The organism is Pseudoalteromonas maricaloris (genome assembly GCF_024746855.1).
Lineage (GTDB): Bacteria > Pseudomonadota > Gammaproteobacteria > Enterobacterales > Alteromonadaceae > Pseudoalteromonas > Pseudoalteromonas maricaloris.
In genome coordinates, this window is record NZ_CP024625.1 from 206,448 (window position 1) to 226,343 (window position 19,896).

At 46.0% G+C, this 19,896-nt stretch carries 16 protein-coding genes; 14 read left to right on the forward strand and 2 right to left on the reverse strand.

Features of this window, described 5'->3' with window-relative positions:
* Positions 1-161: 161 nt before the first annotated feature.
* From leuA to CTT31_RS00730, 5 genes are all read left to right on the forward strand, one after another.
* Positions 162-1,709: a 2-isopropylmalate synthase gene (gene leuA / locus CTT31_RS00710; protein ID WP_260491774.1), complete on the forward strand. Its 1,548-nt coding sequence runs from the start codon at positions 162-164 to the stop codon at positions 1,707-1,709.
* Positions 1,706-2,782, forward strand: a complete 1,077-nt coding sequence (gene leuB, locus CTT31_RS00715) for a 3-isopropylmalate dehydrogenase (RefSeq protein ID WP_045989497.1) — start codon at positions 1,706-1,708, stop codon at positions 2,780-2,782. The genes leuA and leuB overlap by 4 nt, the downstream gene beginning before the upstream one ends.
* Before the next feature lie 15 nt (positions 2,783-2,797).
* Complete coding sequence (gene leuC / locus CTT31_RS00720) at positions 2,798-4,201, forward strand: 3-isopropylmalate dehydratase large subunit (protein ID WP_260491775.1); 1,404 nt, start codon at positions 2,798-2,800, stop codon at positions 4,199-4,201.
* Entirely contained in the window at positions 4,198-4,797 is a 600-nt protein-coding gene (leuD, locus tag CTT31_RS00725; RefSeq protein WP_260491776.1) for a 3-isopropylmalate dehydratase small subunit, read from the forward strand. Before leuC ends, leuD begins: the two co-directional genes overlap by 4 nt.
* An 87-nt stretch (positions 4,798-4,884) precedes the next feature.
* Positions 4,885-5,478, forward strand: coding sequence for a hypothetical protein (locus CTT31_RS00730; protein WP_260491777.1), 594 nt, complete (start codon positions 4,885-4,887; stop codon positions 5,476-5,478).
* A 211-nt stretch (positions 5,479-5,689) separates the two neighbouring features.
* Here CTT31_RS00730 and CTT31_RS00735 read toward each other — a convergent pair whose 3' ends face one another.
* The gene (locus CTT31_RS00735) at positions 5,690-6,064 is read right to left on the reverse strand and encodes a hypothetical protein (RefSeq protein ID WP_039494777.1); all 375 of its coding nucleotides are present in this window, start codon (positions 6,062-6,064) and stop codon (positions 5,690-5,692) included.
* 54 nt (positions 6,065-6,118) lie between these two features.
* Here CTT31_RS00735 and CTT31_RS00740 point away from each other — a divergent pair, with 54 nt between their 5' ends.
* Positions 6,119-6,568 (forward strand): tellurite resistance TerB family protein, encoded by a 450-nt coding sequence (locus tag CTT31_RS00740; protein WP_260491778.1) that lies wholly within the window; start codon positions 6,119-6,121, stop codon positions 6,566-6,568.
* Here CTT31_RS00740 and CTT31_RS00745 read toward each other — a convergent pair.
* Positions 6,565-7,098 carry an RNA polymerase sigma factor gene (locus tag CTT31_RS00745; RefSeq protein ID WP_211859009.1) on the reverse strand — a complete coding sequence of 178 codons (534 nt, stop codon included), beginning with the start codon at positions 7,096-7,098 and terminating at the stop codon, positions 6,565-6,567. The genes CTT31_RS00740 and CTT31_RS00745 overlap by 4 nt on opposite strands.
* A 349-nt stretch (positions 7,099-7,447) precedes the next feature.
* Between CTT31_RS00745 and CTT31_RS00750 the strand changes: the two genes are divergently transcribed.
* Genes CTT31_RS00750 through CTT31_RS00785 form a run of 8 tightly spaced genes read left to right on the forward strand, consistent with a single transcriptional unit; the run spans position 7,448 to position 19,896 of the window.
* Positions 7,448-9,100: a (2,3-dihydroxybenzoyl)adenylate synthase gene (locus CTT31_RS00750; RefSeq protein ID WP_045989422.1), complete on the forward strand. Its 1,653-nt coding sequence runs from the start codon at positions 7,448-7,450 to the stop codon at positions 9,098-9,100.
* Between the two features lie 19 nt (positions 9,101-9,119).
* Positions 9,120-10,004, forward strand: coding sequence for an isochorismatase (locus tag CTT31_RS00755; protein ID WP_211859011.1), 885 nt, complete (start codon positions 9,120-9,122; stop codon positions 10,002-10,004).
* Positions 10,001-14,332 carry an amino acid adenylation domain-containing protein gene (locus CTT31_RS00760; protein WP_260491779.1) on the forward strand — a complete coding sequence of 1,444 codons (4,332 nt, stop codon included), beginning with the start codon at positions 10,001-10,003 and terminating at the stop codon, positions 14,330-14,332. The genes CTT31_RS00755 and CTT31_RS00760 overlap by 4 nt, the downstream gene beginning before the upstream one ends.
* The gene (locus tag CTT31_RS00765) at positions 14,329-15,150 is read left to right on the forward strand and encodes a siderophore-interacting protein (protein WP_211859013.1); all 822 of its coding nucleotides are present in this window, start codon (positions 14,329-14,331) and stop codon (positions 15,148-15,150) included. Before CTT31_RS00760 ends, CTT31_RS00765 begins: the two co-directional genes overlap by 4 nt.
* On the forward strand, positions 15,151-15,924 hold the full coding sequence (gene dhbA / locus CTT31_RS00770) for a 2,3-dihydro-2,3-dihydroxybenzoate dehydrogenase (RefSeq protein WP_039494764.1): 774 nt from the start codon (positions 15,151-15,153) through the stop codon (positions 15,922-15,924). It abuts the gene before it with no gap.
* A 14-nt stretch (positions 15,925-15,938) separates the two neighbouring features.
* Positions 15,939-17,192 (forward strand): aspartate aminotransferase family protein, encoded by a 1,254-nt coding sequence (locus tag CTT31_RS00775; protein ID WP_211859014.1) that lies wholly within the window; start codon positions 15,939-15,941, stop codon positions 17,190-17,192.
* A complete protein-coding gene (locus tag CTT31_RS00780) occupies positions 17,192-18,724 on the forward strand; it encodes an amidohydrolase family protein (RefSeq protein ID WP_260491780.1) in 1,533 nt (510 codons plus the stop codon). Before CTT31_RS00775 ends, CTT31_RS00780 begins: the two co-directional genes overlap by 1 nt.
* Complete coding sequence (locus tag CTT31_RS00785) at positions 18,721-19,896, forward strand: MFS transporter (protein ID WP_017219316.1); 1,176 nt, start codon at positions 18,721-18,723, stop codon at positions 19,894-19,896. The genes CTT31_RS00780 and CTT31_RS00785 overlap by 4 nt, the downstream gene beginning before the upstream one ends.

Here is a 19,896-nt window from a genome sequence, read left to right on the forward strand (position 1 = left end):
CAACAGGAACACTTAGCTCAATGAAAATGACTGCGCGTATTTCACTCCTTCTTAACCTCCTACTGGTAAACCAGAGGGGTGGGGTGTAATTGCGCGAATTGAGCGACATTTACTGTAGACACCCCGCACTTGCGGGGTTTTTTTTGGCTGAGGATAAGGGTATGCAAGATAAAGTCTGGATTTTCGATACAACATTAAGGGACGGTGAGCAGGCGTTAAAAGCCAGCTTAACAGAAGAAGATAAAATACAGCTGGCGCATACCATTAGTCGTCTCAATGTGGATGTTATGGAAGTGGGTTTTCCAGTATCAAGTCCGGCTGATTTTCGTGCGGTACAACGCATTGCTGCCGAGGTAAAAGGTCCGGCGATTTGTGGCCTTGCGCGTGCGGTTAGTAAAGATATCGACGCGTGTGGTGAAGCCCTTAAAGGCGCTGAACAGCGCCGCATTCACACCTTTATCGCAACCAGCCCTCTGCACCTAGAACATAAGTTAAGAATGAGTCTAGATGATGCGACTAACATGGCGATTAAGGCCATTACTCAAGCCAGAAAGTACACTGATGATGTTGAGTTTTCATGTGAAGACGCCGGCCGTACGCCACACTCTGATCTGTGTCGTATTGTTGAAGCGGCGATTGATGCCGGTGCATCTACGATTAATTTGCCTGATACCGTAGGGTATGTCACACCAGACGAGTATGCAGCGATGATTTACCATATTCGAAATAATGTGCCTAACATCGACAAAGCCAGATTAAGTGTCCATTGTCACAATGATTTAGGACTTGCGGTGGCAAATTCAATCGCGGCGGTACAAGCCGGTGCAAGACAAATCGAATGTACCATCAATGGTATTGGTGAGCGTGCAGGTAATTGCTCACTAGAAGAAGTGGCGATGATCATGAAGATGCGCCAAGACCACCTAAAAGTACACACCGATATTCGTAGCGAAGAGATTTATCGCGCGTCGCGCCAAGTTGCTAAAATCTGCAATATGCCGGTGCAGCCAAACAAGGCAATTGTGGGTGAAAGTGCCTTTGCACATAGCTCGGGTATTCACCAAGACGGCGTCTTAAAAGCACAAAACACCTATGAAATCATGGCACCAGAAACCGTTGGCGTGCCGAGTAATCAGTTAAATATGACTTCACGCTCTGGCCGGCATGTTATCGAGCATCGTCTTACCGAGCTTGGCTATCAGAAATCGGATTATGATATGGATAGCCTGTATGAAAGCTTCTTAGCATTAGCCGATCAAAAGGGCACGGTTTACGACTATGACCTTGAAGCGATGATTTATTTCAACCAAATAAAAGATAAAGACGAGCGCTACCAATTACAGTTCGTCAATGCATCTTCTAACTCTCAATCCATCGCGAGCGCGACTGTGGGGATTGCCTTGAATGGTGAGCTTAAGCAAGAAGCAGCAACCGGCAACGGTCCTGTAGAAGCGGCGTTTTTAGCTATCGAGCGTATTACTGGCATGGCGGTGGAAGTGGTGGAATATAACCTTGATGCGACGGGTAAGGGGGCAAGCTCACTGGGCCAAGTCGATATTATTGCCAAGTTTGATGGTAAGCAATATCACGGTGTGGGACTTGCAGCCGACATTGTTGAAGCGTCAGTGAGAGCGATGATCCGAGTATATAACCTAATTGATAGAGCACAAAAAGTATCTAGCCTAAAACAACAAAGGAAAGCAGGATGAGTCAAACAAACTACAAAATCGCAGTACTAGCTGGAGATGGAATTGGTCCAGAAGTGATGCAAGCCGCTGAGCTGGTATTGGATAAAGTGGCGACTAAGTTCAACTTTGCTTTAGAAAAATCACCACAAGCGATTGGTGGTGCGGCCATAGACCAATTTGGCGAAGCCTTACCCGCAGCGACATTAGCCGCGTGTGAAGCCGCTGATGCGATTCTGTTTGGCTCTGTGGGTGGGCCTAAGTGGGAGCACTTACCACCAAATGAGCAACCAGAGCGGGCATCCTTATTACCGCTTAGAAAGCACTTTCAGCTATTTTGTAATCTGCGTCCTGCGCAGCTATTGCCCGCATTGAGCGCCGCCTCTCCACTACGCAGTGACATTAGCCAGCAAGGTTTTGATATTTTATGCGTCCGTGAGCTTACTGGCGGGATTTATTTTGGCGAAAAAGGTCGCCAAGGTGAGGGCGAAAGCGAGTCGGCGTTTGATACGCAAACCTATTCGCGCAAAGAAATCGAACGCATCGCCCGTTTTGCTTTTGATGCAGCGAGACTTAGAAGCAATCATGTGACGTCTGTAGACAAAGCCAACGTGCTGGCAACCAGTGTACTGTGGCGTGAGGTGGTCAATGAAGTCGCGAAAGAATACCCAGATGTGGCGCTTGATCACATCTATATCGACAACGCTGCGATGCAGTTGGTAAAACAACCAAGCCAGTTTGATGTGCTACTGTGCGACAACCTGTTCGGTGACATCCTTTCTGATGAATGTGCAATGATCACGGGTTCCATGGGGTTATTACCATCGGCAAGTCTAAATCAATCGGGCTTTGGCTTATATGAGCCAGCGGGCGGCTCAGCACCAGATATCGCCGGTAAAGGAGTGGCAAACCCAATCGCACAAATCTTAAGTGCCGCGCTGATGCTACGTTATTCATTGGGGCAAGACGAAGCGGCACGCGCAATTGAAAAGGCAGTAGCAGAGGCGGTGAAAGATGGTGTAGGTACACCGGATATCTATCCTCAAGCAGGATTTACTACTATGGATGTCGCGCAAGCGATCGTCGACAGGGTTTAATAAAGGTAAGAGCAAGTGGCAAAAACATTATACGATAAAATTTGGCAATCCCATGTGGTTGCTAAATTAAACGAGCAAACCGATCTCTTGTACATTGACCGTCATCTAGTACACGAGGTCACTTCACCGCAGGCATTTGCGGGCTTAAGAGAGCAGAATCGTCCGGTAAGGTGTCCAGAAAAAACCTTTGCGACAATGGATCATAATGTCTCGACCAAGAGCCGTTCGATTGATGCTGCCAGTGAGGTGAGCAAAAACCAGCTACAAGCGTTGGCACAAAATTGTGAAGAGTTCGGCATTGTACTCTACGATTTGAATTCAATTAACCAAGGTATAGTGCACGTAATGGGACCTGAGCAAGGGATCACTTTGCCAGGTACAACGATTGTATGTGGCGATAGCCATACCTCAACGCATGGTGCATTTGGTGCGCTGGCTCACGGTATTGGTACATCAGAGGTTGAACATGTGCTGGCCACGCAAACATTACAGCAGAAAAAAGCCAAATCGTTAAAAATTCAGGTGAATGGCGTTTTGCGTCCGACCGTGACTGCAAAAGACTTGATCCTCGCTGTGATTGGGCAATTAGGCACAGCTGGTGGTACTGGCTATGTGGCTGAGTTTTGCGGGACGGGGATCGAAGCGCTGTCGATGGAAGCGCGGATGACGCTCTGTAATATGAGTATTGAAATGGGGGCGAAAGCTGGCTTGATCGCACCTGACGAGAAAACTTTTGCGTATTTACGTGGTCGCCCATTTGCACCTCAAGGCGAAGACTTTGATGCTGCGGTGCACTACTGGAAAACCTTGCATAGCGACCCGGATGCTGTATTTGATCGTGTCGTGGAGCTGGATGCTGATAGTGTGCAACCTCAAGTAACTTGGGGAACCAGTCCAGAGCAAGTCATTGGTATTAATGACTTAGTACCAAACCCTGACGATGAACCTAATTTAGTCAAAGCGGATGCGATGCGCAGCGCGCTGAAATATATGGGCCTCACAGCAGGGCAAAGGCTAAGCGATGCCAAAGTCGACACCGTATTTATTGGCTCTTGCACCAATAGCCGTATTGAAGATTTGCGTGCCGCGGCACAAGTGGTGGCGGGCAAGCACGTAGCGGCAGGCGTTGAAGCGCTAATCGTCCCGGGATCTGGATTAGTAAAGCAGCAAGCCGAACAAGAGGGCTTAGCCGATATTTTCAAAGCTGCCGGGTTTGAGTGGCGTGAACCGGGCTGCTCTATGTGCTTGGCGATGAACGATGATCGTCTTGGCGCAGAAAAACGCTGTGCATCGACCTCAAACCGGAACTTTGAAGGGCGCCAAGGGCGAGGTGGTCGTACGCATTTGGTGAGTCCAGCAATGGCTGCCGCAGCGGCAATTGCAGGTCACTTTACTGATATTCGAGGAGAGGCGTCATGAGCGTGTTTCATCAGGGCCTAGTTGCGCCACTAGACAAAAACAATGTTGATACAGACCAAATTATTCCCAAGCAGTTTTTAACTTCAACCAGCCGCGATGGATTTGATAAAGCGCTGTTTTATGATTGGCGCTATCTTGAAGATGGCCAGCCAGATCCGAACTTTGTGCTTAACTATCGACAATATCAGGGCGCGTCAATCTTGTTAACGCGTGACAACTTTGGTTGTGGCTCGTCTCGTGAGCATGCTCCTTGGGCACTAAAACAATATGGTTTTACCGTGATCTTAGCCGAGAGCTTTGCCGATATCTTTTTTAACAATTGTGGTAATAACCAAATGCTTTGCATTGCGTTATCAGCCAGCACGTTAGATACGCTCTTCGATGCATGTGAGCAACAATCACAAGTGCATTTGAGTATTGACCTAGAAGCGCAGCAGATAAGCGGAGCGGGTATTGCACCAATTGACTTTGAGGTGCGAGAAGACATCAAAGCACGCCTCTTGAGTGGCCTTGACTTTATCGGTGAGACCGAATTATTAAATGCCCAAATTGATGCCTTTGAGCAGCAGCTTGCTACGACAAGACCTTGGCAATAATAGCGGTTTACTAAATTTGGTCGAATAATTTTGCCACCAAGCCAGAAGCTGATTAAGCTCTGGCTTTATTTGTTTTAGGTGTCTCCAATGAAAAAATTAACTTTAGCGCTACTCGCAACCTTGAGCTGCGCAGCCTCCGCGCGTCCTGCCCCGCTGGTTTCCATCCCAAGCCACGATGCATTTTTTGACGCTATTAAAGCGCACTGTGGTAAAGCCTACGAAGGCAAAGTAACGGTGGATAATCAAGGTCCAAGCAGCTTTAGCGATGCGCGTCTTGTGATGCACGTTCGTAAATGTGGCGACGCTGAACTTCAAGTCCCATTTCATGTAGGAAAAGATGCTTCAAGAACTTGGATCATCACCAAAACAGGGAGTGGTTTGAGCTTAAAGCACGATCACCGCCATGAAGATGGCAGTGACGATGTTTCTACTATGTATGGTGGTCATACCCTAGATGCGGGATTTAATAGCGTGCAGTCGTTCCCTGCTGATGAATACTCAAAACAGTTATTTGTCCAGCAAGGGATCCCACAGTCAGTCGGAAATACATGGCAGATGTATATCTATCCAGAGCAGTTTACCTATCGTTTAGTGCGTGAAGGGCGAGAGTTCCGAGTGGACTTTGATTTAACAAAACCGGTAACCGCACCAGCAGCACCTTGGGGATACGATACCAATTGAATTAATTCTCTAATCAATTTGAAGGGTGAAATAGCATATTAGCTTCGTTAAAAATTTCTCATTTAGAATAACTAAATAGCAAAATTTTTGCCTAGCTACTAAAACTATTTCCCCGCTTCAAAATAGATCATTTACTTAATACAACTGGTATAAAGACTAAACCCAGAGCGGGTTACTGAAAAAGATTTATAGCGCTAACAAAAATGTGTGGCTATTTGGCCACACACTTTACGTCTACTGTTAAGTCATTCTGGTAAGGTCTTGGTTCTAGGGGCATCTTATCAAAGCCTTGGACGCCACCGAGTAATGTCAATTGTGGGTTACTGCCTTGGCATAAGCGTTTGGCATGGCGCAGCAAAAATACGCTTTGTTGCCTAAAATGCGCATAACTATCTGGCTTAATTGCCAGTCGAAAGTGGTCATCGTTATAGGTGGTTTGCTCATAATGTACTTTGTGGTCAAAGTCATAGAGCTTTTCAGGTTCGCCTCGTGGAACCGGTGTATATTGGCATGCCGAGAGCAGTGTTGCACCTACGACTAGGGAACTTAGCTTTAATGAATTTAGTCTCAATGATAACTTACGCATAACTGTCCTTTTAGTCTGCTACATTTACAGTATATCACATGGGAGATTAGCCACTTGCTTAACCAACTTAAAAAACTATTTCAAAGCTTGCAGGAGTCGTCACCGAAACAAGAAATCGACTTTAATACCGCGCTTGCTGCATTACTGGTTGAAGTGATGCGAGCGGACGGCAAACTACAACAGTCGGAGTTCGATAAAATTGCGGAGCTACTCAAAACACGTTGTGAATTGCCTGAACCACAAGTGAGTGCACTGATAACGCAAGCACAGCAATTGGTGGAACAGGCGGTAGATATGTATTCTTTTGCCAAGCAAGTGAATAATCACACTAGCGACATTGAGCGCATCGAGGTCATTGAGCTATTGTGGCACGTTGCTTATGCAGATGGTGTACTCGACAGCCATGAAGACCATATCATTCGGAAAATAGCCGGGCTGTTTTATGTTGCTCACCCTGATTTTATTGCTGCCAAATTACGCGTTCAAGCTGGTTTAGATACTTAGTGTGCTAATACGGTTTGACACGTAACAATCACTTCTTGAATTATAAAATTCACTAACGTCGGTGAAATTGCACATATCTTGGCAATATCCTTCTGCTTGTAATCACCACGTTTATACAGGCTTAGAATGTTCTGGTGGCGTTTTGATAGAGAGCTTACCGCTTGCATCATACGACCATCTAGATTTTGCTCAATTAAGGTTTCTTCAGCACTGACTTGCTTGTCAGTGTATTGTCCTGGCAGTGCGCTGTCTAAGCTAACCCAGCTTTCCTTTGATTTTTTCCTTACCATATCAATTGCGATATTTCTTGCTGTTTGATAGCAGTAAGCCACATGATTGCTAATGGCTTGCTCTTGTTCATCAGGCATTTTTGACAGACGAATATACGTTTCCTGTAAAGCGTCTTCTGCGAGGTATTGGCAGTGAAGAATTGAGGTTAAATATGCAGTCAATTTCTCCCTTTGTACTTCAATTATATCGGCCCAACGACGAACATCTACCGTATTATCTGAGCGCAACACTGCTGCCATTTTATCCCTCTACGATTAATAATGAAAATAATTCTCAATTAGATCCTAAGTTTTTTATCGGGTTTTTGTCAATAGCTAAATCGAATTTTAATTTACTTGTTTGTAACGTTTGTGTCATTAAAAGGTGCGCAGGTAAAAATATGAACAGTTATGAGAATTATTTTAAATTTTTCTAAATTAATCTTAGGGGCAATCGTCATTAGGGGGCTAGTGGCAAATTAGCTCTCGGTGTTTGTTTTTAATATCTTGATAATTAAGTGATATTTTTAATTTCATTATTTTTTCTAAACGCCGAATGGATTTTGCATAACGAAATAACCCACATAGGAAATTTCATAAGGTTGTATTTATGTTAAAAAGTTGTGTTAGTTGGCCTGTTGAGGATGCAGAGCGATATCGCAATCTTGGATATTGGATAGATGAAGAGTTAAGTCAGATCTTAGAGCGTCAAGTACAAGAAAATCCGACTCAAATTGCCGTTATCGATAACGATATCGAGAAGTCCTATGCATGCTTGGAAAAAGAGGCGACGAGACTGGCGAGTTATTTGGCTGCGCAAGGACTTTGTGCCGGTGACACCGCGATTGTGCAATTGCCTAATTGTTACGAATTCTATGTGGTATTTTTTGCTTTACAAAAGCTGGCGGTGTTACCTGTTAATGCTTTGATGAATCATAACCAAGTCGAGTTAACACATTACGCAGCTGCTCTGCAGCCAAAGTTGATTATTGCGGACACAAAGCATTCTCTGTTTGGTGATAGTCAATTCTTTGAACAGTTAAAAGCGTGTACACCACAGCTACAGTATGTGCTGCTGCGTGGTCAAAGTACTTGGGCGAAAGAGCTTGGTGAAAAGCTGCATGCTTCTGCATGCTTTGAGCATTTTGATTCTCTGCCTTTTCGTAAGCATCAAGCGGACAATGTGGCATTCTTTCAATTGTCGGGGGGAAGCACAGGTACACCTAAGTTGATCCCTCGTACCCACAATGATTATTACTATAGTGTTCGCCAAAGTGTCGAAGTGTGTCAATGGAATAAACAAACGCGATACCTTTGCGCTCTACCTGCCGCACACAATTTTCCGCTTAGTTCACCCGGCGCATTGGGAGTGTTTTACGCTGGTGGTACAGTGATCTGTGCTCCAGATCCCTCACCAAGCAGCTGTTTTAGGCTGATCGAGGCCCATAAACCAAATTGGGCCGCTTTGGTTCCCCCTGCGGTTTCGTTGTGGCTCGATTCTCGAGAGCGACAACACTATGACCTAAGCTCGTTGACTGTGCTCCAAGTCGGTGGAGCTAAGCTCAGTGCCACCCTCGCTGCCAGAATGGAAAAAGAGCTTGTTGTGACGTTGCAGCAGGTATTTGGCATGGCGGAAGGGCTTGTCAACTATACCCGTCTCGATGATGACGAATGGACGCGACATCATACACAAGGTCGACCAATGAGTGCAGCTGACGAAATCCGTATCGTCGACGAGAATAATCAACCAGTACCTCAAGGAGAGGCTGGGTTATTAACGACTAAAGGACCTTATACATTTCGTGGTTATTTAAACGCTGAACTTCATAACTTAGCTGCATTTACTGAAGATGGTTTTTACTGTAGTGGTGATGTGGTTAAACAAACTGCATCGGGCGACATAATTGTTGAGGGCCGCGATAAGGATCAAATCAATAAAGGTGGCGAAAAGGTCGCAGCAGAAGAAGTCGAGAACCAAGTATTGGCACATCCTGCGGTTCATGATTGTGCAGTTGTTGCAATGCCAGATCCTCTGCTGGGTGAGCGTATATGCGCATTTGTCGTGCCGCGAGAAGAGCTTGACCAACCACTCACAAGGGCAATGCTCAATCGCTTTGTTCGAGGTCGTGGGCTCGCTGATTACAAGTATCCTGACCGCTTTGAATTTATTGCGTCACTACCAAAAACGAAAGTTGGAAAGATCGACAAACGCGCGTTGCGTGAGCATATCGCTAATCTACTTACCTCATCACAAACTGCATAATACTCAATAGGATAAACTCATGGCAATCCCACGTATTTCTTCATATCCATTACCATCAAGCCGCCCGGAAAATCGCACTGAGTGGCAAATTAACCCGAGTAAAGCGGTGCTATTGGTTCACGATATGCAATCTTATTTTGTGAATTTCTATGATACAAGGCAAGCACCGATGCGGTCTTTGATCCAACAAATTAATAGTTTAATCGTGGCAGCCAAAGCTGCTGGTGTCCCAGTTGTGTATACTGCACAGCCCGCAAATCAAGATCCGAAAGATAGAGCGCTGCTAACCGATTTTTGGGGAACTGGCCTGACTGAGCAAGACACAAGCATTTTACCTGCACTTGCTCCAACTGCCGATGATAAGGTTTATACCAAGTGGCGTTACAGCGCATTTAAACGTAGTACCCTACTTGAGGATATGCAGGCACAAGGTCGAGACCAGCTTATTATCTGTGGGATTTATGCCCATATCGGTATCTTATCTACGGCATTAGACGCCTTTATGTATGACATAAAAGCATTCGTTGTTGCGGATGCTGTCGCAGATTTTAGTGAAGCAGAACATCTCCATGCGATGGAGTATGTTTCGTCTCGTTGTGGGCAGGTGCAGTTGTTGGACGAGGTTATCGCTGCGTGCACACCACAAAATACACAACAGAAGTTATCTTTGGGCTCGATGCAGGAGGCGATTGCAGCATTGCTTTGCATTGATGTTGAAGAGGTTGATCCCGAAGAAAATTTACTCTATCTCGGATTAGATTCCATTCGCGTAATGACATTGATTGATCAGTGGCGGGCGCAAGGCATCGATATTACGCTAGCTGAACTTGCAGAAAGCACCACACTTAATGAGTGGTATGAAATTCTAGTGGGCAAAGCACCGCTGGCGATGGAACCTGCATGAGTAATTGGCCTTTAACCGCTGCGCAACTTGGGATTTGGCTTGGGCAGGCAAAACAGCCTACTAGTACGCGCTATAACACTGCTGAGTATGTTGAGTTAAACGTGCCAATAAATGCTGAAGATTGGCTGTTAACTGCTTCAAGAGTGCTACAAAGTACAACGGCAATCAATGTACGCTTTATAGAACATCAAGGCGTGCCGACAACTCAATTACTCAGTGAAGCTGAGCGAGTGGCAAAGTTGGGCGACTATATCGACTTGTCAGAAAGCGATGATGCAGCGTTTGCAGCACAGCAGCTTTTGATAAAGTGGCAAACTCAGCCTTATGACTTAGCCAATGGCGACTTATATCGTCATGTGTTAATCCGACTTGCCACTAACCACTACTATTGGGCACTTGGTGCGCATCATATTGCGATGGATGGCTTTAGTTTTGCGCTGGTTTCTAATCGAGTGATTCAGGCCTATGAGGGGGCTCAAGTTACGGCTGATGAAACTCAATATCAAGCTGTCATCACTGAAGATAGTCAGTACCGTCAAAGCAAGTGGTATCAGCAGGATAGGCTGTATTGGCAACAGCAGCTGCAAGGTCTGGATAATGCCGCAGCCCTGACAACACAAGTGTTAAATACAGAGGCGGACAAGGAAAAGGTTACGACGCAATTATCAGCAACCTTGCTCAATCAATTAGAGACTCGAGCCAATTCGGTCGACGCCAACTGGTCTGAACTATTACTAACCGCGGTTAGCGCTATTGTTTATCAACGCACTGGGGTGGCGAAAACGATCATGGGCATGCCTGTTGCCAATCGTATGGCATCAAAAGCCGCGAATACGCCCTGCATGCATATGAATATTGTACCGGTTCCAGTGGACTTTGTGCTTGTTGATAGTTTTGAAGGTTTAATCCGTCAGGTCAGTGAGCAATTGCGTCAAGCTAGAAGGCATTTTCGATATCGTTATGAAGATTTAAAAGCTGAAGCTGCGATCTTGCAATTGCCAACAAGATTGTTTGGTGCAGTTGTTAATATTTTACCTTTTGAACGTCATGAAACCTGCCAAGGTGAAGCGGTGACAAGTCATACTGTGTCTGCTGGGCCTGTTGAGGACATTGCATTTATTTTTATCAAGCAAATGGACGGCAGTATTCGTTTCGAGATTGAAGGTAACCAAAGTGGCTATAGTAAAGCTGAGTTGTTGAGTATACAAAGTGAAACGTTGCAGTTTCTCCATACTGTTGCTGTGGACTTGCAAATGCCATTACGCGTTACCAATCGGGACTTTGCGATAAGTGAGACTCCGGCACCTGTGGCGCAGAGTGACGTACTTAGTTGTTTGTTGGAGTTATCAAGGAAGTCGCCTAAATCAATAGCGGTTCAGACGATAGATGGACATGCTATTAGCTATGAGCGGTTAGTACAGCAAGTGCTATGGTTAGCAAAACGCCTTAGAGTCAATGCTTCCGTCGTTGATGGTACCGTATTACTCGTACTGCCTCGTAGCCAATATACAGTGATTGCAATGTGGGCCGTATTTGCTGCGCAGCACCGCTTCGTCTTTATTGATAACGAGGCTCCTTCTGCGCGTAATCGTAGTATTATCGCTGATGCTAAGCCATGCCTAGCATTAGTGGATGATAGTAGTGAAGGGTTAGCTGAGATCCGCGATGCTGGCGTTACACAGCTTAATATTGCAAGCGAACTTGCAAATGCCCAGCTTGAAGCGTTGGCTGCCACCCCATCAATACTTCCTTTACTAGAACAAGCCTATTTAATCTATACCTCAGGTTCCACGGGTAAGCCTAAAGGGGTGCAGATAAGCCACGACGCATTGGCAGGTTTTGTTAGTGGCGCACGTCAGGCCTACCAAGTAGGCGCTCAAGATAGAGTATTACAGTTTGCGCCCTTTCATTTTGATACCTGTATTGAAGAAGTCTTTGTTACTTTGACGGCCGGTGCGACGTTGATACTGCGTAATGACGCCATGTTGGAGTCTTTTGAGGATTTTCTTGCCGAACTAGAAAACCAACGTATTACTATACTCGATTTACCTACCGCTTACTGGCATGAGCTTTGTCGACACCTGTGCGCGACTCGCCGTATGCTTCCTGTGTCAATTCATACCATCATTATAGGTGGAGAGGCGGTTAATCGTCAGCGTGTAGAAGCGTGGCGTGAGCAGTTTAAACAGTCTGTACGTTTACTTAACACTTACGGCCCAACGGAAGCTACAGTCGTTGCGACTGCCATTGATCTCAGTAAAACAACAAATCCAAGCTTAATTGGTTTGCCCTTACCCGGACGCGGTGCTGTGGTAATGCGTGAAAAAGGCCAGATAGCAAAATTTGGCGAGCGCGGAGAGCTCTGGCTTACGGGCGTGGGTTTATCGAGCGGTTATTTGGGTCTGACCGAGCAAACTGCTGCTGCGTTTGTTTCATTTTGGGATCCGCAAGCTATGCGGAGCATAGCGGCTTACCGTACCGGAGACATTGTGCGGATGCATAAAAGTGGGCAACTTGAATATCTTGGCCGCGTCGATGCCCAGTTAAAAATCAGTGGCTACCGGATTGAAATTGGTGAGATTGAAGCTGTGCTATTGAGTGTTCCTGCCATTCTTGAAGCCGCGGTGACTGTGGTTAAGAATGCGCAAGGTAGTGCAACTGCTTTGGCGGCGCATATAGTGAGTACCACCGCATGGGCGTTAAATGATTTACGCACAGTGCTGAGTGAGCAGTTACCCGCTCCAATGTTACCTGCACAGCTTTATCAATATGAAGCTTTACCTAAAACACCGGCCAATAAAATCGATCGCAAGCGATTATCTGAGCAGCAAAATACCGCCTGTGACGCTGAGGTTATGAGTGACTTTGAAACACAGATAGCTGCCGTTTGGCGGGAAGTTCTGGGCGTGAGTAATGTCCGATTAGCTGATAACTTTTTCAGCATTGGGGGGCAGTCACTCCAATGTATTCAAGTTGCAGGGCGGCTAACACAACTACTTAATAAAACGGTGAATGTCGCATTTTTATTTGCGCATCCTAAACTCGTCGACTTGTGCAATGCACTTCAGCTTGGTGATGAATTAGCACACAAGACGAACGTGGATATCGCGACAACGATAAAAGCAGACCTTGCTCAATTTAGAGATAAGCTGTTGCAGGTTCAACCGCATACACTAACTGAAACTAGTGAGGAAACGGTGTTGCTGACCGGTGCAACGGGATTTGTTGGTGCGCAGTTACTGGCGCATTTACTTGCGAAGCCGGATCTAAGTGTAATTTGTAGTGTAAGAGCTAATAACATAGAGCATGGGTTCGAACGGTTACAGCAAGCCTTCGACGTGCAAAACCTTGGTGAAATAGATAGTTCTCGGGTAACGCTGTTACTTGGAGATATTGCCGCGTCACAACTTGGGTTGAGTGATGCTGACTATCAACAGCTGGGCATGCGCGTGACTCGAATATTACACAATGCAGCGCATACCTCTGTGTTACGTGATTACAGTAGCTTAAAAGTGGCAAATACAGATGCGACAGCTGAATTATTGATGTTCGCGAAATATTTTAGTTTGCCATTTAATCACGTCTCGACTATTGCGGTTGCACCACAGTCCGGAGAGCCTCTTGATGAGGCGTTTATTCCTTATCATAGTGGCCTTCACGATGGTTATCAGCAATCAAAATGGGTTGCGGAAGCGATGGTTGAAATTGCGATCCAGCAGGGGGTAGCAGCACAAGTATATCGCTTAGCACGAGTTACGGGGGCCAAACAAAGTGGCTATATTAACCACAATGACTTGGTATGGCGCATCTTGCGCTCTGGACTTAAGTTTCATCGTTTGCCTGAGCTTGCTGTGTCTGAGCCGTGGACGCCTGTAGATAGAGTTGCCAAATTTGTCAGCGCACAAACTTTAACGCCTACTACTGCGGCTGTCTTTAACGTGACACCGCAAACTTTAGTGTCGTTACCGGAATTGTATCAATGGCTTATCGATTTTGGTTTTGTTTTCAAAGTGGAATCTTTGTTGAGCTGGTTGGCTGTTCTTGAACAGTCACAAGATGAAGAAGACCTAGCGATTGCAAGTTTCTTTACAAGTCAGCCGCAGCAATCACAAAAAGCGACGACATTGGTTGCGAGCAATCAGAGTTTTATCTCAGCAAGTCTCCAACACGATGCGAGTTTGCAGTCTTTTGTAAAGGCCGACTTAGCGCGCTACCTCATTTATGCCTTTACCAGCAACTTGCTAAAAATTGAACACCATCCTGAAGCGTATAAACGACTGCAGACATTACAGGCTAAATTTTCTGAATCGAAAGAGGAGTTGTCATGAAGCAGCGACAACCAGTTCCACCTAGCGGTCCTCGCCGTGTATTTTGTGTAGCTAAGCGCTATATCACGCCACACTTGTTGAGGATCACCGTTTCTGGCGAAGCGTTACATGGCTTCCCAAGCGGTTATGATGGTGCGCATATCAAGCTATTCTTCGCAAATAGAACAACCGGCACATTATCACTCCCAACACGTGATGATAGCGGTAAAATTGTTTGGCCGACGGATCGCCCGGTGACAAGGGCTTACACGGTGCGAGCTTATCGACCAGACAGCAATGAATTGGATATTGATTTTGTAGTGCACGGCTCCCACAGTCCAGCATCTGGCTGGGCGGTCAATGCCGACGTTGGCGCTGAACTTGGGGTTGCAGGGCCCGGTGGGCCAGATCCATTGCTAGCGGATGCGGATTGGCACGTGCTTGCAGGCGACCTTACAGCTGTTCCGGCGATTAGCGCGCTGCTCGAGGGGTTTGAGGCAGAGCGACGAGCTGAAGTCTTTATTGAAATAGATTCATTAGATGATAAGCATACTATTACTGCACCATCAGGTGTCAATATTCATTGGTTGCTGCGTCAAAGTGGTGACTGTGAACAACTTGCAAGAGCAATTGCAAATGTTGCAATACCCTCAGGTGTGACTTCTATCAGTGCTTTTATTGCTGGCGAAAATGGTGCAGTACTGGCGTGTCGTAAGCAGCTTATTCAAGATTTTGGGTTATCAAAAAAACAACTGTATGCCATTCCATATTGGCGTCGCGGTCAGGATGAAGAAACCTATCATGAACGCCGACATGAAATCATGGATGAGGTGTACTAGATGTCCAATGAATGTGAATTTACAGGGCGTATCGCGTTGGTGACGGGAGCTTATCAGGGCATAGGTAAAGCACTGGTCGAGCAACTATTAGCACGCGGAGCGATTGTAGTTGCGGCAGATATTGCTACTGCCGCGAGTCAACTCCAAGAAGTAACGGCTAATCACTTCCAAATCCATCTTGATGTTACGAACAAAAACCTTGTGCAAACCGTAGTTGAGGAAATTGAAATCCAGCTCGGTGCAATAGAGTATGTTGCCAGTGTCGCTGGTATTTTGCACATGGGAACGCTGCTAGAACAAAGCGATGCCCAGTGGCTTGATACGTTTGCCGTAAATTGCCATGGGCCATTTTATTTATGTCAGGCGGTGGCGAATAAGATGCGGATAAGAAAGCGTGGTGCCATCGTTGCTGTGAGCAGTAATGCAGCTAGCACACCTAGAGTGAATATGGGCAGTTATTGCGCTTCAAAGGCGGCCTTGAGTGCGATGATTAAAACGCTAGCCCTAGAAGTCGCACCGTTTAACATTCGGTGTAACCTAGTTGCGCCGGGGTCTACCGACACTCAAATGCAGCAGCAGCTATGGCGCGATGAAAATGGTGCTGAGCAAACCATTCAAGGCGATTTAACGCAATTCAAATTAGGTATTCCACTAGGTCGTATCGCCTCAGCGACGGATATCGCAAACAGTATTTTGTTTTTACTCAGTGACCAAGCTCGACACATCACCATGGCTAATCTGTTGGTTGATGGTGGGGCGACACTAGGACATTAATTTTCGAGGAATATATGAATAATCAAACACTTTCTTTGACACAATCTCAGCAACTTCAAACCGAAGGTGAACAAGTGATCGCGGGTTTTACTCAATCAATGATGAAAAAGCCAGAGCAATTTGCACCAGGGGCTTTCCCGGTTTATCTGAGCAAGGGAGAGGGAGCCATTGTCACCGATGTTGATGGTAATCAATATATCGACTTTATTTGTGGTTTAGCGGCCAATACTTTAGGTCACAATCACCCTGTTGTTGTCAATACAATTACAGAGCACTTGCACAACGGCATTATTCATTCGTTGCCTACACCTATCGAAGTGCAGACGGCGAAAACCTTAATTGAAGTGATCCCAAATGCCGAACAAGTTCGCTTTTTTAAAACGGGTGCAGATGCTAACTCTGCAGCGGTAAGACTCGCCCGTCACGTGACAGGTCGAGATGAAATTATGACGGTAGGTTATAACGGTTGGCATGATCAGTACATGTTTGACACACCCGGGGTACCGGCTGTTATTGCTGGGTTAACTCATCGCATGCTATTATTTACTCCTGCAGATGAACCAAAAATCATTGAAAAGATCATTGCAAGAAAAGATGAACTTGCGGTGGTGTTGCTATCGGTTCCATATAATCGCGTCTTAGAAAGACCATTCCTAGAACAGTTACGAAATACTTGCAGTGAACACGGTGTGATCTTGGTGTTTGATGAAGTGGTAACTGGCTTTAGATTAGCACCCGGCGGTGCGCAAGAATACTTCGGTATTCAGGCTGATTTAGTGACCTTGTCTAAGGGTATTGCGGCGGGGATGCCTTTATCTGCTGTGGCAGGCAAGCGTGAGTTGATGTCGCGGATCAATGAGCTGCAAGTATCGACTACTTTTGGTGGCGAAATGCTCTCGCTAGCAGTGTGTGATGCTGTATTAAAGGAATATCAACGCACTGAATTCACTCAGCATATAGCAAGACTTGGCGCAATTTTAAAAGCAGAGGTTAATCAGGTTTCACTGCAGTTAGGTGTGCCACTCAAAGTAGTTGGTTATGACCCTATTCCGATGTTCTTATTTGCCAAAGATCCGCAAGAGCACGTAAAGTTTGCAGTACCTTTTCTAGCTGAAATGGCAAAACGTGGTGTGCTTATGCGCCGTGAAGTGAATTTTATTTGTGGCGCACATACTGAAGCGCATATCAACGAAACAATAGCCGCAGTTAAGGCATCACTAATAGCGATGAAAGAAGCAGGCCTTTTTGATCCTCAGGATGCCAGCTAATGGTTTGTTCTTGCTTGTCGACACAGCGCTTTGCAGCACTTGCTGGCGCTTCAGGAAGTGCTGCATTTGGTAGTGCTCAGGTTGGTGAACTTGAAAACTTAAAAGCGGTTTGTAACAAGCCGCAGAACAATGCACTGCGCACGCTAATTGATAATGTTTTTATCTACACTGCAGACACAAGAGATACTGTTTACCCAAAAGGTTGGTTACTTGTTCACGGCAAATATATTGAAGCGCTGGGTGAGGATGGAGAACAACCTAGTAACTTCGATCAACGGATTGATGGTCAAGGTAAGTTAATGCTGCCAGGGCTTATAAATCCTCATTGGCATGAAAGTTTTGTCGCGCCAAATGCTGAGTCACCTGATGACACCCACTTAGAGGCCACTGCGTATTCAAATGGTGGCAATATTCAAGCACTAGGTTCCATGTTTGGCTTTATCTCCACTGTGGGAGATAAGTTGACGCTAGAGGAAGGTCTAGCCATCGCCCGTTGGAGTATGTGGACGCAACTGCGTTCGGGTACAACTGCGCTGGGGGATGTTGGTTCGGCAAATAAAGCTGACGCAATGGCGCTTGCTGCGATTGATTTAGGTATGCGGTTAAGGGTGAGTCGTTGGGGATCGGATATAATGCTGGAAGCGCATAAGTCGACACCCACTATCATCGCTGATACCGAGCTACAAACAGCGGATTGGCTATCACTTATCGAAACTTGGGATAATCATAGCTCAGGGCTTGTGGGGGCGATGCCTTCCGTGATGGGGGCTTTTGGTAGTTCTGACAAACAGCTAGAAGCACTGGCTAGTATCGCCCAGCAATACCAAGTACCCTATGCCACACACCTAGCGCCGCTAAAAAATGAACGTGCTGAAGTTGAACGCGTATTTGGTCGCTCGCCTATCGCGCGCTTTGATGCCATGGGATTACTTACTGACAAGCTATTAGCTGTGCACACAGCTTATGCAAGCGAGGATGAGTATCAACGCCTTATTGAAACGGGTGTTAATATCTGCCATTCACCAGCGCACTACGGCATGCTTGGTGAGGCAACAATCAGTGAAACTGGGCAGATAGGGCGTTTTTTAAAAGATGGTGTATGGGTTTCTAGCAGTACCGATGGCGATATCTCGTTTATTGGTGGTATGTGTGAAGCCATGCGGGGGGCACACCTTGGGCACAACGAAGCACAAAATTGTAATACCGCCTGCCCACCTACCTTAGCCTTAAAAACAGCGTCTTTATATGCAGCAAGAGCGTTGGGGTGGGAGCAACAAATTGGCTCGATTGAAGTGGGTAAGCAGGCAGATTTAGTGTTAGTGAACAATGATGACTATCGATACAAGCTTTCTGGTCATCCACTGAGAACTTTTATTGTTACAGGGTCAAGTCTTGATGTAGATTCGGTAATGGTGGCTGGTGATTTAGTGGTGAAAGCAGGGCGTAGCACTCGGTTTGATGAGCATGAGCTTTTTGAGGATTACCTTAAAGCGGTGGCGAGCGCTCGCAAGCGTATTGGAGGTCCAGCATGAATCAAACGCGATTAGCGACTTGGTTTTTGCTGTTAGCAAGTACCATGACGGTGCTTGCTAGTGCGACTCTAGCGCCAGCATTACCAGCGATGACAGTGGCTTTCTCAGGTATTGAACATGCCGCATTTTGGACCAAAATGACCTTAGCATTACCTGGTCTCGTGATAGCACTTTGTGCACCAATTGCAGGAAGTTTAGTCGACAAATGGAATAGTCAAAAATTACTAGTGAACGCACTAATATTGTTCGTACTTAGTGGTGGACTAGGTTATTACTGGCAGGATTCGTTGTGGCTGATCCTTGGTAGTCGAGCGATGATGGGAGTCGCCGTTGCTTTTATTATGGTGAGTGGCACAACGATCGCAGGACGATACTTCGAAGGGCCCAAGTTTTCTCAGTTTATGGGATTGCAAGCTGCCTTTGGTGGCTTTGGTGGCGTACTATTCTTGGCGCTTGCAGGCTTTTTAGCAGAGCAGCATTGGACTTGGGTTTTTGCTATTTACTCACTCGCACTTTTGGTACTACCAGGGGTATGGCTTTGGGTAAAGGTGCCGCCAGTTAGCCTGCCACCACAAACTCAATCACTACCAAGTAGTTGGATGAACCGAACCTTTTTGCTGTGCTGTACACTAGCACTGGTAGAAATTATTGTACTGTATGGATTAACGATTCATTTGCCTTTTTATTTGTCTGCTCAGCAAGCATCAGCCAGCACTATAGGCTTAGTAATAGCGGGCTTTTTATTCGCGATGTCATGCGTCTCTATGGGTTATGGTCGTGTTAGACAGTACTTGAATATTAAGCAAGCACATTTAGTTGGCTGGCTTATTGTTGCAACTGGATTTTCGTTACTTGGTTTTGTAAATACTTTTAGTAGCATTGTTTGCGCTAGCTTTGTAATCGGCGCGGGTCTTGGCCTTATTCGACCAAACCTTGTAGTTTGGCTATTCGAATTTGTTCCGCCACCGATGCGAGGAAAAGCGATGGGGATTATGACAACCTGTTACTTTACCGGGCAATTTATTAGCCCTGTGTTGTTTGAACCGATGATAGCCAGTCTAGGGTTTCAGTTATTCTTTATTTATCTAGCAATGACTATCGCTTCAGTTGCAGTCTTGGTGGCAGGGATTTATCTATTAAATCAAAAAACATGGTTAAAGCAACTCGACTAG

Bases quoted from the DNA above. Each gene is read 5' to 3' on its own strand.
- leuA (WP_260491774.1), top strand. From the start codon at position 162: ATGCAAGATAAAGTCTGGATTTTCGATACAACATTAAGGGACGGTGAG.
- leuB (WP_045989497.1), top strand. From the start codon at position 1,706: ATGAGTCAAACAAACTACAAAATCGCAGTACTAGCTGGAGATGGAATT.
- leuD (WP_260491776.1), top strand. From the start codon at position 4,198: ATGAGCGTGTTTCATCAGGGCCTAGTTGCGCCACTAGACAAAAACAAT.
- CTT31_RS00730 (WP_260491777.1), top strand. From the start codon at position 4,885: ATGAAAAAATTAACTTTAGCGCTACTCGCAACCTTGAGCTGCGCAGCC.
- CTT31_RS00735 (WP_039494777.1), bottom strand. From the start codon at position 6,064: ATGCGTAAGTTATCATTGAGACTAAATTCATTAAAGCTAAGTTCCCTA.
- CTT31_RS00745 (WP_211859009.1), bottom strand. From the start codon at position 7,098: ATGGCAGCAGTGTTGCGCTCAGATAATACGGTAGATGTTCGTCGTTGG.
- CTT31_RS00750 (WP_045989422.1), top strand. From the start codon at position 7,448: ATGTTAAAAAGTTGTGTTAGTTGGCCTGTTGAGGATGCAGAGCGATAT.
- CTT31_RS00755 (WP_211859011.1), top strand. From the start codon at position 9,120: ATGGCAATCCCACGTATTTCTTCATATCCATTACCATCAAGCCGCCCG.
- CTT31_RS00760 (WP_260491779.1), top strand. From the start codon at position 10,001: ATGAGTAATTGGCCTTTAACCGCTGCGCAACTTGGGATTTGGCTTGGG.
- CTT31_RS00765 (WP_211859013.1), top strand. From the start codon at position 14,329: ATGAAGCAGCGACAACCAGTTCCACCTAGCGGTCCTCGCCGTGTATTT.
- dhbA (WP_039494764.1), top strand. From the start codon at position 15,151: ATGTCCAATGAATGTGAATTTACAGGGCGTATCGCGTTGGTGACGGGA.
- CTT31_RS00775 (WP_211859014.1), top strand. From the start codon at position 15,939: ATGAATAATCAAACACTTTCTTTGACACAATCTCAGCAACTTCAAACC.
- CTT31_RS00780 (WP_260491780.1), top strand. From the start codon at position 17,192: ATGGTTTGTTCTTGCTTGTCGACACAGCGCTTTGCAGCACTTGCTGGC.
- CTT31_RS00785 (WP_017219316.1), top strand. From the start codon at position 18,721: ATGAATCAAACGCGATTAGCGACTTGGTTTTTGCTGTTAGCAAGTACC.